Annotated in this window: 12 protein-coding genes; 3 read left to right on the forward strand and 9 right to left on the reverse strand. The window is 46.6% G+C overall.

The window, feature by feature from the left end; genetic code table 11:
• The first annotated feature begins 84 nt into the window (after positions 1-84).
• Complete coding sequence (locus ADA42_RS11135; protein WP_048765248.1) at positions 85-933, forward strand: sulfurtransferase; 849 nt, start codon at positions 85-87, stop codon at positions 931-933.
• Positions 930-1,781, forward strand: a complete 852-nt coding sequence (gene asd, locus ADA42_RS11140; RefSeq protein ID WP_004944709.1) for an archaetidylserine decarboxylase — start codon at positions 930-932, stop codon at positions 1,779-1,781. Before ADA42_RS11135 ends, asd begins: the two co-directional genes overlap by 4 nt.
• Positions 1,782-1,834: 53 nt before the next feature.
• Here asd and ADA42_RS11145 read toward each other — a convergent pair whose 3' ends face one another.
• From ADA42_RS11145 to ADA42_RS11165, 5 genes are all read right to left on the reverse strand, one after another.
• On the reverse strand, positions 1,835-2,593 hold the full coding sequence (locus tag ADA42_RS11145; RefSeq protein WP_048765251.1) for a sulfite exporter TauE/SafE family protein: 759 nt from the start codon (positions 2,591-2,593) through the stop codon (positions 1,835-1,837).
• Positions 2,594-2,688: 95 nt separating this feature from the next.
• Positions 2,689-3,774 carry a cell division protein ZapE gene (zapE, locus tag ADA42_RS11150; protein ID WP_048765253.1) on the reverse strand — a complete coding sequence of 362 codons (1,086 nt, stop codon included), beginning with the start codon at positions 3,772-3,774 and terminating at the stop codon, positions 2,689-2,691.
• A 153-nt stretch (positions 3,775-3,927) separates the two neighbouring features.
• A complete protein-coding gene (gene phoR, locus ADA42_RS11155; protein ID WP_004933769.1) occupies positions 3,928-5,286 on the reverse strand; it encodes a phosphate regulon sensor histidine kinase PhoR in 1,359 nt (452 codons plus the stop codon).
• 9 nt (positions 5,287-5,295) lie between these two features.
• Complete coding sequence (phoB, locus tag ADA42_RS11160) at positions 5,296-6,006, reverse strand: phosphate regulon transcriptional regulator PhoB (protein ID WP_004933773.1); 711 nt, start codon at positions 6,004-6,006, stop codon at positions 5,296-5,298.
• A gap of 196 nt (positions 6,007-6,202) precedes the next feature.
• Positions 6,203-6,901, reverse strand: coding sequence for a TetR/AcrR family transcriptional regulator (locus tag ADA42_RS11165; protein WP_048765255.1), 699 nt, complete (start codon positions 6,899-6,901; stop codon positions 6,203-6,205).
• Between the two features lie 192 nt (positions 6,902-7,093).
• Between ADA42_RS11165 and ADA42_RS11170 the strand changes: the two genes are divergently transcribed.
• A complete protein-coding gene (locus tag ADA42_RS11170; protein WP_004933779.1) occupies positions 7,094-7,930 on the forward strand; it encodes an SDR family NAD(P)-dependent oxidoreductase in 837 nt (278 codons plus the stop codon).
• 65 nt (positions 7,931-7,995) lie between these two features.
• Here the strand turns inward: ADA42_RS11170 and ADA42_RS11175 are convergent, their stop codons facing one another.
• From ADA42_RS11175 to ADA42_RS11190, 4 genes are all read right to left on the reverse strand, one after another.
• Entirely contained in the window at positions 7,996-9,363 is a 1,368-nt protein-coding gene (locus ADA42_RS11175) for an MATE family efflux transporter (RefSeq protein ID WP_004933784.1), read from the reverse strand.
• Positions 9,364-9,450: 87 nt separating this feature from the next.
• Positions 9,451-10,620 carry a methionine aminotransferase gene (locus tag ADA42_RS11180; protein ID WP_048765258.1) on the reverse strand — a complete coding sequence of 390 codons (1,170 nt, stop codon included), beginning with the start codon at positions 10,618-10,620 and terminating at the stop codon, positions 9,451-9,453.
• A 33-nt stretch (positions 10,621-10,653) separates the two neighbouring features.
• Positions 10,654-11,961, reverse strand: a complete 1,308-nt coding sequence (locus ADA42_RS11185; RefSeq protein ID WP_004933790.1) for a DUF445 domain-containing protein — start codon at positions 11,959-11,961, stop codon at positions 10,654-10,656.
• A 22-nt stretch (positions 11,962-11,983) separates the two neighbouring features.
• The gene (locus ADA42_RS11190; protein WP_025095631.1) at positions 11,984-12,556 is read right to left on the reverse strand and encodes a CC0125/CC1285 family lipoprotein; all 573 of its coding nucleotides are present in this window, start codon (positions 12,554-12,556) and stop codon (positions 11,984-11,986) included.
• Between the last annotated feature and the right edge of the window lie 39 nt (positions 12,557-12,595).

Genomic DNA, 12,595 nt, shown 5'->3' on the forward strand with positions numbered 1-12,595 from the left:
AAGATGCATGAAAAACAGAAAGACCTGAAAAAAGCGTATGCTAAGATGAGGCATGGCAAACCTAGAGAATGTGATTAAAACGAAATGGCCGTACCTGAAATCAATTTGGGTTTATTGATAGAGCCCGACGAACTACTGGCGTATCTGGATCATCCGCAGTTGCGTATTGTCGATTTAAGCCGAAGCTCGGTGTATGAACAATTGCATTTGGCACATGCTTACGCGCTTCGTCCGGCACAACTGGTTCGTCAGGAAGAACTCGCTACGGGACTCTTACCCGATCAGGCTCAACTTGAAGCCCTGATTCGCCATTTGAATCTTTCACCCTCACATCATGTAGTGGTCTACGACGACGAAGGTGGTGCATGGGCAGGACGACTGATCTGGACCTTACACTGCCTCGGATTTACCCAAACCAGTTTGCTTAATGGCGGGATTCATGCGTGGCTTGGCGCCGGATTACCCACCACGTCCGAGGTGGATACGGTTGAACCCGTCAGTCATTTATACCCAGTCGATACTTCACATGCTGCCCAATATCAAATCCAGTATGATGAGCTGCGCACCTTGATTGACAGTCAATCGGTACAGCTTTGGGATTGCCGCACACATGACGAATATACCGGATTAAGACTGGCTGCCCGACGCGGTGGACATATGCCCGGCGCACTTCATTTTGAATGGAGTACTGCCCTAAACCGCGAAAATCATCTAAAATTGCATCCATTTGAACGCACTCAGCACCGATTGCAACAGCTCGGCTTTCGTCTTGACCAGCCTGTTATTGTGTATTGTCAGTCCCACCATCGTTCGGGATTGGCGTATATTTTGGCACGTTTGCTTGATTGGCCGGTGCGTGCTTACGACGGGGCATGGAGTGAATGGGGCAATCGCCTCGATAGTCCTGTGATTACCGGAGAACAGCCATTTTGAGCTTAACGTCACGATTAAAAAAAGATTTATTTATAAAAGCACAATCGCTTGTGCCACAGCATCAGTTAAGTCGCGTGGTGGGTAAGCTTGCCGAGAGTGAAAATCTGCTGGTCAAAACCGCGGTCATTCAGGCGTTCAAAAGCAAATACGGCATTGATTTATCGATTGCACAACAGGCCGATGCCCTAAAGTACAAATCTTTTAACGAATTTTTTACCCGTGCCTTAAAAGATGGCGTCCGTGTGGTCGACAATGCCCAAGACAGTATTGTGTCGCCTGCCGATGGTGCCATTTCACAAATCGGCAGTATCGATGACGGTGAGGTGTTTCAGGCCAAAGGACAGTCTTTTTCGGTTGAAAAACTGATTGGCGATCCGCAACTGGCGCAGCCATTTAAACACGGGCAATTTGCAACGGTGTATCTATCGCCACGCGATTATCATCGTGTGCATATGCCGCTAACAGGCCGTTTAACCGAAACCTTGTATATTCCGGGTGAGCTGTTTTCGGTGAATCAGGTGACAGCCGAAAATATTCCGGGTCTGTTTGCACGTAACGAGCGTATGGTGTGCCTGTTTGATACCGAGCTGGGCCGTATGGCCGTTGTGCTGGTGGGCGCGATGATTGTGGCTGGAATTGAAACCGTGGTCACAGGCAAGGTGAAACCGACTGGACGCCTTGAGCTGAACCATCATGATGTGGTGCTTGAAAAAGGCGATGAGCTGGGTCGTTTTTACTTGGGTTCTACCGCGATTGTTTTGTTTGAAAAAGACAAAATGGCTTGGGAAAGCCAGTTTAAAGCCAACTCGGTGGTGGTCATGGGTGAGAAACTCGGCCACACCCTTTAATAAATATGTGTGTCGTGTACAGCCTGAGTAGACAGGCTGTACACGGTCAAAAATTATGAATGGGTCAAAGCATATTTCAGTAAAATTGAAAGCCCAGAGAAAAAAATCACCACATGAATAATTTTTAAAAATTGCACTTTAGAGAGTTTAAGCGTGATGTGTTTTCCCACGTAGCTGCCAATCAGCATCGATGGTATAAAAAGCAGCATCAGTGCGAAGATGTGCCACGAAAAATACACCCCAGCAAGTGCAAATAGGATGACGCGTAGCAGCGTACTACAGCCAATGAGTGTGGTTTGTGTGATACGGATTTTTTGTGGATCTTGTAAGCGACCATTTAAATAAATCGAATACATAAATCCGCCACTGCCAAACATGGCACCCAATAACCCACCGCCGAATCCAAAAGGAACAACATGTTTGGAGTCAAAGCGACGCTCAGGTTGAATTCCACTTAATGCATAAAGCGCATAAAGTAGAATAAATACCGCAAAAGCCAATAAAGACGTTTCAGGTTTAATTTTAAGCAGCAATAAAAATCCGATCAGACTACCCACACACATCAGCGGAATCAGCCGTTTAAGCTCGGTCATATCGGCTTTTTTACCATCTCTGATGAGATTCGACAGGGCAGCACATAAATCTAGAAGTGCCAGTAAGGGAATAATCTCGGCCAATGGTAAAAACTGGAGGAGAACTGGGCTGGCAATCAGCGCCGTTCCAAAGCCAATCATCCCAAAAATAATATACGAACACAGAACAGCCATGAGCATGACACTGATCTGAACGATGGAAAAATCGATAAAAGCCACGCTAAACTCCGTTTTTATTGTGTGAATCATCGACTGCGCGAGATCGAGATGTGGCAAGCAAGACCTCTACGCAGCAGCTTATGGTTTTAATGAATCTATTTGTGCGTGACGGCTATACGTGCCTCGTGATAGTCACGACTTTGCATTTCTTGTAAGCGCGAAAAGGTGCGCTGAAATTCGAATTTGAGCTTTTCACCTGTGTAGAGCTGTTCAATCGGCTGCTCAGCAGTCAAATACAGCACTACTTTTTGCTCATACAACTCATCAATCAGATAAATAAAGCGTCGCACTGCATCGTAAATGGCGTCCGTTAACTCGGTGATATTGCTAATCAGCACATGGTCATAGCGACGACACAGCTCGATAAAATCTGCCGGACTACGTGCATCGCGGCACAGCCGATCAAAGCTGAACCACGCCACGTGCTCATGTACGCCAAGTGCCTCTAAATCGCGATGATTGATTTGAATCAGCGTGGGATGTGCATTGTGCTGGGTCAGACGCCGATAAATACTGCTTAACCATGCATCGGCCGTTGCATCGAGGGGCGAATAGAAAAACTGATCCAGAACATGGTGGCCTTTTACCACGCGATAATCCAGGGCATTGCCAATCTTGAGAATGTGGCAATGCGTATGAATATGGCGGATGGTCGGTAAGAAACGCTCTCGATGTAAGCCATGCTTGTACAAATTATCTGGATCGATATTCGACGTTGCCACTAAAATCACGCGCTTGGCAAACAGTAAGTTAAACAGATTGGACAAGATCATCGCATCAGTGACATTGCTGACAAAAAACTCATCGAAGCAGATCAGTTTATATTTTTTAATCAGGTCATTGGCAATGTGTTGAAGTGGATCACGCGTGCCGCGGTAATGCACCAGCTGCTGATGAATATTTTTGAGAAAATGATGAAAATGGATGCGGACTTTCTTTTTATAGCTTAAGGACTGGTAAAAAATATCCATCAGCCATGTTTTACCGCTGCCAACGCTGCCCCACATATAAAGCCCACGAATAGGGCGCTGTATAAAAAATGCTTTGGGGCGTTCCAGTTTCTCCCAGATCTCATTTAATTGTTCAATTGCCGCCTGCTGCGAAGGATCAGCCAAAATGGCTTGCTGCTGAATCAGAGCCTGATAGTACTGTTTTGGGCTCTGGCCGGTGTACTGTGTCATGTCGATTGCTCGTATAGCCCATCTTGAAGGGGGCTTAATCAAGATTTGTTATGATTATAAAAACAATAACCGCCACTATACGCAGATTGTGGCGGTTTTAACAGATGGAATCAGCATGTTGTGCTGCCCAGCAATACAGAGCAGAGGGTGTGTTTACATCATCTGGTACAAACGTTCTTTGGGGAAAATGGCCTTGAACGTCGAACCTTCATTTTCTTTAGATACGACATCGAGATAAGCGCCGTGCTGCATCAGCACATGTTTAACGATGGCCAACCCAAGACCCGTTCCGCCTGTGGCACGGCTGCGGGCGCTGTCGACACGGTAAAAACGTTCGGTCAAACGCGGCAAGTGTTTGGGATCTATACCAATGCCGTTGTCTTGTACGGTAAAGTAGCCGTGCTCGCCATCGTCGTGCCAACCAATAGTAATAATTCCGCCCTTGGGCGTGTACTTGATGGCATTGGTGATCAGATTACTAAAGGCGCTGGCAATTTCCATATCGGAGCCAATCAGATCGCAATGGCTGTCGATATCCAGATTTAGGGTATGTCCGTAGTCGACATTGTAGGCTTGGGCGTCGTCAAAAAGCTGATTCATCAGACTTGGCATTTCAATGATCTGATTTTTGGCAATGGTTTTATTATTTTCCAGATTCGAAAGTAACAGCAGATCATTCACCAGTGCATTCATGCGTTTGGTTTGTGATTGCATTTGATCGAAAGCGCGTTTCCAGCGTGGATTTAAATCTTCCTGATCGGTGAATGTTTCGATATAGCCGCTCAAAACGGTCAGAGGCGTACGCAATTCATGCGAAATATTGTCGACAAAATCTTTACGCATCTGCTCAAGATTGTGAATTCGGGTAACATCGTAGGCCACCAGCAAACGACTTTGCTCGCCAAAACGAGTCAGTTTGATCTGTACATACTGATCGTCAAACAACGACGATTTGATTTTGATGCCGTCGGGCGCCTGATCAATATGATTAAAATATTCAATAAATTTGGGCTGGCGTAAAATACTTAAAATATTGTGACCGCGATCGAGAATCTTGATGCCCAGTAAACCTTCTGCCGCTGGGTTACACCATTCAATCTGGTGCAGGTCATCAATTAGCACCACGGCTTCATTGAGTGCAATCAATGACGATTGCGCACGGTCAATCAGTCCGACCATTTCGGCCTGTACAATCCGCTCTTGACGCTGTGCGCGATATACATTGAATAACAACGCGCCCCAGATACCGTTTAAATTGGGCGGGGTATCGTAGGGACGATTCGAGATCCATTCATTGACAATGTACAACGACCGAAGCTGCAAGCCAAAAAAAATCAGAAAGGCAATAAAAATACCGGCCCAAAAGTAGCCCAAACCCAGACCAATACAGGCGGCAATCACCAGAAGAAAGGCCAGTAGGCGTAAATCCTGTTTGGCAAATGCCCATAAGCTACTGTAACGAAAACGTTTATGCTCACGTGCCAGTTCGGGGACAGGATACGGTTCGTACATAGTCAAGTCTTAGCCTGCTGCCAAATCTGCGCGGGTCGAGAAGCGATATCCCGTGCCACGCACGGTCTGTACAAAACGATCGACACCAAAAGGTTCGAGTACCTTACGCAGGCGTCGGATATGTACATCAATAGTTCGGTCTTCAATATAAACATTGCCACCCCAGACCTGATCGAGCAACTGTGCGCGGGTATAGGCGCGTTCAGGATGGGTCATAAAAAAGGCCAAAAGACGATACTCGGTTGGACCCATGTCTAAGATATTGCTGCCAAAACTGACACGCTGACTGACTGGATCTAAAATCAAGCCGTTGGCATCAATCACTTTTTCACCGCTGAGTGCATTGGCACGACGCAACACGGCTTTAATACGAGAAACCAATTCACGTGTGGAAAACGGTTTGGTCATGTAGTCGTCTGCACCTGCATCTAGGCCTTGTACCTTATGGTCTTCTTCGCCACGTGCAGTGAGCATAATCACTGGAATTTCAGCCAGATTTTCGTCACGTTTGAGACGGCGACACAGATCGACCCCACTGATCCCGCCGGGTAACATCCAGTCGAGTAATACCAGAACTGGGCGCTGATCGACAATCATCTGATGTGCCTGTTTCGCATCTTCTGCCTGCAAACATTGAAAGCCTGCCATATCCAAAGAGGTATGGATCATTTCGCGGATGGGTAATTCATCATCGACGATTAAAATATAGTCATCTTTCACAGCGCAATATCCTATAAGGGTTCAAACGGTAAACCGCTTTTATTTATGACAGGCTTATTACAAAGATTAATTATGACAGTATCATTGCAAAAATTGCACTGAAGTGGATTTTTGCAATGAATTGTGACAAATAAAACCACAATCCGATCGTTTAATACGGGCGTCGTCATTGAGATTTCATCGATCTAGGCTGTGGTCAAGCTTTAGATTGAGCCGGATCGTGTGACAGCTTTTCCAGCAGCGACACAAACACAATCCGGCAGGCAAACAGCACATCATCTAAAGATTGTTTGAAGCCACCCATCACCCAGCGAATCGCCACCTGTGTGACATAACCGTTTAGACCTGAAGAAACCAGTGAAAGCTCTTGCTCGCTATAACGCAGATTGGGCATACTCAGCATCACCAGTGCCTGAATCATGCGATCAAAACGCATCATGGTTTCTTGAATGGTGGCCTGATTATGTAATTCCTGTACCAGCATGGCATCGATATAAATAATACGCGCCAAGCGTGGATCGTCTTTAAGCGTGCGCAAGAGGGCAGTTAAGCCCGCATCGATCATGTTTTCCGGCGTGGCGTTGTGTTTCATGACGGCTTGCATCACATTATTTTGCAGCGTTTCGATCTGTTTTAAAAAGATCGTCTGAAACAGGTCTTCGCTCTTTTTAAAAGATTCGTAAAAGTAACGCTCTGTGAGCTTGGCTTGATTACAAATGTCTTTGACGGTTACAGAAAAAAAGCCTGAAGTGCCATAGGCCTCAATTCCAGCTTCGATAAGTTTTTCTCGTCTTGCCGTTTTCCGCTCGGTCAGGGACAGCCCCTTAAACTGGCGCTCCTGCGATTTTTTTTTGGAAGACGACGCACTGTGTCGATCAAGTTTGGCTGCGGTCATCGCTGCAAGGGTTCTCCGAAAGTCTGTTATTAGTGTAGCAAGTTTTTTTACAAATGACCGAATCAGTCATCGGCTGGTGTTGGTATTTGCTGGTACTTGGACTATATTGACAATCTGAATTGTCAAAAATATAGTGATGTTGAGTGCGACGTGGCAAAATGGGTCAATCGCTCAAACTTGAAGGAAGCGAACATGAAAAATTTTAAAAATAAAGTGGCAGCGATTACCGGTGCAGGTTCAGGGATTGGTCAGCAATTGGCGCTATTGCTTGCAAAAGAAGGCTGTCACTTGTCGTTGAGTGATGTAAACGAAGCAGGCTTAGAGGCCACAGTTGCGCTACTCAAACCCTATCAAATTCGCGTGACCACCAAAAAAGTCGATGTGGCCGACCGCCACGCTGTTAAGCAGTGGGCACAAGAAACCGTGCAAAACCACGGCTCGGTCAATATGATCTTCAACAATGCCGGTGTCGCGCTTGGCTCAACAGTTGAAGGCGAAAGCTATGAAGATCTGGAATGGATAATGAACATTAACTTTTGGGGCGTGATTTATGGCACCAAAGAGTTTTTGCCGCTGATTAAACAAAGCAAAGAGGGGCATATTATCAATATTTCCAGTCTTTTTGGTTTGACGGCGCAGCCCACCCAATCGGCTTATAATGCATCAAAATTTGCAGTACGTGGCTTTACCGAATCGTTGCGTCAAGAACTGGATATTGAAAATTGTGGCGTAAGCGCATTATGTGTTCATCCGGGAGGAATTCGAACCAATATTGCCAACGCTGCCAAAATGAATGACAGCTTGAAAACACTGGGAATGCATCCGGAAAAATCGATCAAATCGTTTAATAAGCTGTTGCGTTGCCCACCTGAAGAGGCGGCTCGCCAAATCTTAGATGCGGTGCGTAAAGACAAGCGCCGTGTACTGATTGGTAACGATGCCAAGACACTGGATCTAATGCAGCGTCTGTTCCCAACGGGATACCAGAAAGTGACTGCACTGGCGACTTCAATGAGTAAAAAATTCTAAGTATTTCATGCTATGCGCTGAAAAAAAGGACCGATACAGTATCGGTCCTTTTTTTATCGCCCTAATTAAATCAGTGCGCGAACGGCCTTTTTCTTCCAGACAAACTGATAATAAGCCGCCTGTAAAAAACTCAAGCATACAAAAGCCAGCGCATAAGCAATCCAGATACCTTTTAAGCCCCACATTGAACTGAACCAGTACGCACAAGGGACTTCAATCAATAAGATGGCCACAATATTAATGATCATCGGTACATTCACTGTCCCGCTGGCACGCATGATCGAGGCAAAAATTGAACCGGCGCCAAAAAATAAAATCGACCAGAGTACAATAAACAGCAATTCTTGACCCAACTCGACCACACTTGGATCAGTGATAAACAGTGCCATTAAATACTTTGAAAATAAATACGCTAAGACCACCAGACTACCAGTAATGGCGATATTCATTCCTAGAGCCGTACGCGTGACTCGGGACAATAGATCCGATTTCCCCATACCAATTGCTTGTGCCCCAAAAATAGAAGCCGCAATCGAGATAGAGAGTGCCGGAAACTGAATATAATTCAACACTTGATTCACTGCACCATAGGCCGCAGTTGCATTCGCACCGAAGCGATTGACCAGCCCGACAATGACCAGTCCGGCCACCGAGGTGGTGATCATCTGAATACCGGTTGGAATACCCAAACGTAAAATCAGTGGACTGACTTCGCGGTTATGCCGAATATGACGCAGCAGTGCCCAGTCGGGCTTCAGCGGATGATTCTTTTTATTCAGGTAAATCGCCAGAAACCCTAAAACCAGTACATAACCGAAAATAGTTGCAATGGCGGGTGAGACAATGCCCATTTTGGGAAAACCAAAATAACCGCCGATTAACACGGGTGTGATCACCAGCCCAATCAAGCTGGTCATGCCGAGCGCAATCAATGGCGTGATGCTGTCGCCTACACCACGCAAGATCGAGGTATAAATAATATAGACAAACAACAGCGGACTACCCGCCAGCATCCATTGCACATAGGGCAACGACAAATGCATCACTTTGGCATCGGTGCCCAGAAGGGTCAGAATTTCACGGCTAAAGAACACGCCGAGTCCTGCAATCACACAACCTATGATGAGGGTCATAAACAACGTAGAGCCGACTACGGTTCGGACTTTTTCAATATTTTGTGCGCCCCAAGCCTGACCAATTAAGACCGTAGAGCCTGCCGATAGCCCAATAATAAACGCCATCATACAAAACAGAATTGGAAAAAAGACGGCCACTGCCGCAACGGCATTGACACCCATCATTTGTCCGACAAAGACGGTATTAATGGTTCCCGATAGACTTTGTAAGGTATTGGTTGCAATTAAAGGAAGCAAAAAAATTAAAAATGTTTTCCATAACTTCTGCTCTGTAATCAACGAGCGTTTTGGGGACATTGGCTCTCCTTGGCACGTGCGATTTTATTGATCTTTGATTTCAAAATAGCACGTGCGGGGTAGGGTATAGTGAATATATTTTCTATTTTATGATAGCCAAGGCGAGCACTCTGCAAGACGCTGTGTCGCTTGTGTGAGTGTCTGTTCTGTTTTTGCAAAGCAGAAGCGGATTAAACGCATCTTCGGATCGGGTGATTGATAAAAAACACTTAAGGGAATAGCCACCACACCATACTGTTCAGCCAAGAAATAGCACATCTCCACATCGGTTAAATCGGGTCGAATAGCGCTGTAATCGACGCATTGGAAATATGTTCCCGGTGTGGGCGTAAACTGAAAATGGCTTGTGCTGAGCCTTTGATTAAACAGATCGCGTTTGGCCTGATAAAAATCAGGAAGCGCTGGAATATGAGTGGGGTGCTGGCGCATGTACTCAGCCAAGGCAACTTGTGCTGGGGTATTGCCACAAAAATTGGCATATTGATAAATTTGCCGAAAGCCCTGCATGAGCACTGGACTGGCCACGCAGTAGCCGGTTTTCCAGCCAGTCACATGACAGGTTTTGCCAAATGAACCCACCACAAAACTACGTGCCCTGAGCGCTGGAAAATGCAACGCGCTATAATGACGCTGCTGATCGAAGACCAGATGCTCATAGACTTCATCGGACAACACCAGTAAGTCATGCTGTTCGACCAGCTCAATCAGCTGCTGCCAGTCGTCTAATGACCATAGTGTTCCGGTGGGATTATGCGGTGTATTGACAATAATCATGCGGGTATGTGGGCGGATTGCGGCCTTCACCTCGCTCCAGTCTACCGCAAAATTGGGTGCCTTAAGCGCAATATGGACCGGAATTCCACCCGCGACCCGCACTGCCGGTGCATAACTGTCATAGCTGGGATCAAATACAATCACTTCATCGCCTGCCTGCACCACCGCTTGAATCGCTGCAAAAATCCCAATGGTGGCTCCCGGCGTGATGGTTACTTCATGCACAGGATCAATCAGGAGCTGATCGCGGCTCAGAAACAATGCTGCAACCTGTTCCCTTAGGGGCAGCCAGCCATCGCCCGGTGCATATTGATTATAACCACTGCGTGTCGCATCACACAGGGCTTCAATTAGTGCATCGGGTGCGGCAAAGTCAGGAAATCCCTGAGACAGATTAATGGCTTTAAGGCGCTGCGCCAGAGCAGTCATGGTGCTAAAAATGGTCACACCCTGATTGGCCAGCTTAAACTGAAGGGGCTGCATTGGTTGAATGTCCACGCAATAATGATCAATCGGTTATAGCATATAATCGAACAATGCACGGATAATCCCGAGCGTCAGTCCAATAAAGGCACCCACGACCACGCCATTGACCCGGATCATGTGTAAATCGCCACCCACTTCATTTTCAATCTTTCCGATCATTTCGCTGGAATCCCATTCGTGAATGCGTTCACTGATGTAGCGAATAATTTTATCGCTGTACTGATCACTAAACACGATGGCCAAGCCAGTCATTTTCTCATTAAGTACCTGACGCACGGCCGCGTTTTGAACCAGATTATGCCCCACCTGCTGAATGGCCACCTGCAAGTTGTGTGCAATGCCAGAGTCAGCTTTAAGTAAATCGCGCTTCACGGCATCGCATAAAATCACCACGGCACCGCTGATAAAGTTTAAGACCTGTGGACTGTCCAGCAAGGCATCTTTGCCTGCATTGAGGCGCTGGCTGGCATCACTTTGACCATCCGAAAGTTGCAGCATCAGGGTTTGGGTATATTCTTCAATCCCTTGGCGCCACGGATGTTCAGGATCGGCCAGCATCGATTCCACTTTTTCGATCAGTGAATCGATGGTACGTTGTTGTACATCAATTCCAATCCAGCTGGCTCCTTTGGCCAGTTTCCATACCCCCAGCTCTTTAAACAAGGTACGGGTCAGTTCACGGGCTTGTTCTGGATGCGTCACAATCCATTCATGTGCGAGATCTAGACCACGCTGTAACACATCTTGATGAAAGTCATTTTCAAGCACCGCACGCAGCATTTCGCTGGCCAGTGCATTGATTTTAGTACTTTTTACCCACTCTACGCTGTTACTCTGAATAAACTGCGCGATTTGCTGCTGCCCTACAAATTCAAATAATTTCGGCACGGTCTGCTGGATCAACTGCACCACTTGGGTATTATTTTTAGGATTTTCAAGCCATTGACCGACTGCCAGGCTCAGGTCGGTCTTGTTCAGGCTTTGCTCGACCACCTGCGGCGACAGAAAGTTTTCCTGTACAAAGCGTCCCATCGACTCGGCAATTCGGGCTTTATTGCGCGGAATAATTTCGGTGTGATCAAGTAAAAACTTGGGAATTGGAATTTTTCCAAAAGGATTACGAAACAGAACTGTGATGGCATACCAGTCTGCGAGCCCACCCACCACGCCCGCTTCGGCACCCAGCATAAAAATATGGATCACCCATGCATATTCAGGGAAGAATTTTGCTGCAATCATCAGCAAAATCCACATCACGACCGCACTGATCAGCGCGATCGTCGCCAGACGTTTGCTACGGTGGAGGTTGGGAGAATGGGTTGTAGACGCTGGCTGCATAGGCTTTGCTTAGTCCTTGGGGTCAGTTTTTGGGCATATTCGGCGCAGCAGCAGGCTGAGGCATAAGCACTTCGCCATTTGGGCCCAAACCATACTTGGCACCCAGTGAGCGAAGAATCAAAGTGGCATCAAAAGCATCTGACGGCGCTGTTTTCTGATCTTTAAAACATGCAATAGTATAAGACACTTCAACCGGATCGAGATTGACCACTTGTGGGGTATCAAAGAACGGATCCGGCCAAAAGGCAGGATGGCGTCGGTAATAACCGTAAGGGTAATACATACTTGGCGATGAATATACTACAGCCTGACGCGGTGGTTTCTGGGCCATATTGCTTGGATCATTCAGCACCTTAAAAAAGCGGAAGCCATTTTTGAGTGTTGTTTGCGCAGCCTTGACCAAGGTGATTTCTTCTGCGGCGCCATAACTTACGGAGGAATCCGCTTTAAAGCCAATGCGAAAACTTTGGCTATTTAGCGGATAACTGGAAAATTGCCCCAGTTGATCGAAGGTTCTGGGTTTATGCGGTAAGCTGGCACAGCCGGTAAAAGCCAGACTCGTGGCAAGCAATATCGAAACAGGAAGATATTTCATAACAACCTCCAATAAGGACGAGGCAAAATTAGCCCAGAC

Source organism: Acinetobacter sp. 243_ASPC (assembly GCF_001054715.1).
Classification (GTDB): Bacteria; Pseudomonadota; Gammaproteobacteria; order Pseudomonadales; family Moraxellaceae; genus Acinetobacter; species Acinetobacter soli.

Coding starts and splice junctions, on each gene's coding strand:
- ADA42_RS11135 (WP_048765248.1), top strand. CDS start 85: ATGGCCGTACCTGAAATCAATTTGGGTTTATTGATAGAGCCCGACGAA.
- zapE (WP_048765253.1), bottom strand. CDS start 3,774: ATGACACAGTACACCGGCCAGAGCCCAAAACAGTACTATCAGGCTCTG.
- phoR (WP_004933769.1), bottom strand. CDS start 5,286: ATGTACGAACCGTATCCTGTCCCCGAACTGGCACGTGAGCATAAACGT.
- ADA42_RS11165 (WP_048765255.1), bottom strand. CDS start 6,901: ATGACCGCAGCCAAACTTGATCGACACAGTGCGTCGTCTTCCAAAAAA.
- ADA42_RS11170 (WP_004933779.1), top strand. CDS start 7,094: ATGAAAAATTTTAAAAATAAAGTGGCAGCGATTACCGGTGCAGGTTCA.
- ADA42_RS11175 (WP_004933784.1), bottom strand. CDS start 9,363: ATGTCCCCAAAACGCTCGTTGATTACAGAGCAGAAGTTATGGAAAACA.
- ADA42_RS11180 (WP_048765258.1), bottom strand. CDS start 10,620: ATGCAGCCCCTTCAGTTTAAGCTGGCCAATCAGGGTGTGACCATTTTT.
- ADA42_RS11185 (WP_004933790.1), bottom strand. CDS start 11,961: ATGCAGCCAGCGTCTACAACCCATTCTCCCAACCTCCACCGTAGCAAA.
- ADA42_RS11190 (WP_025095631.1), bottom strand. CDS start 12,556: ATGAAATATCTTCCTGTTTCGATATTGCTTGCCACGAGTCTGGCTTTT.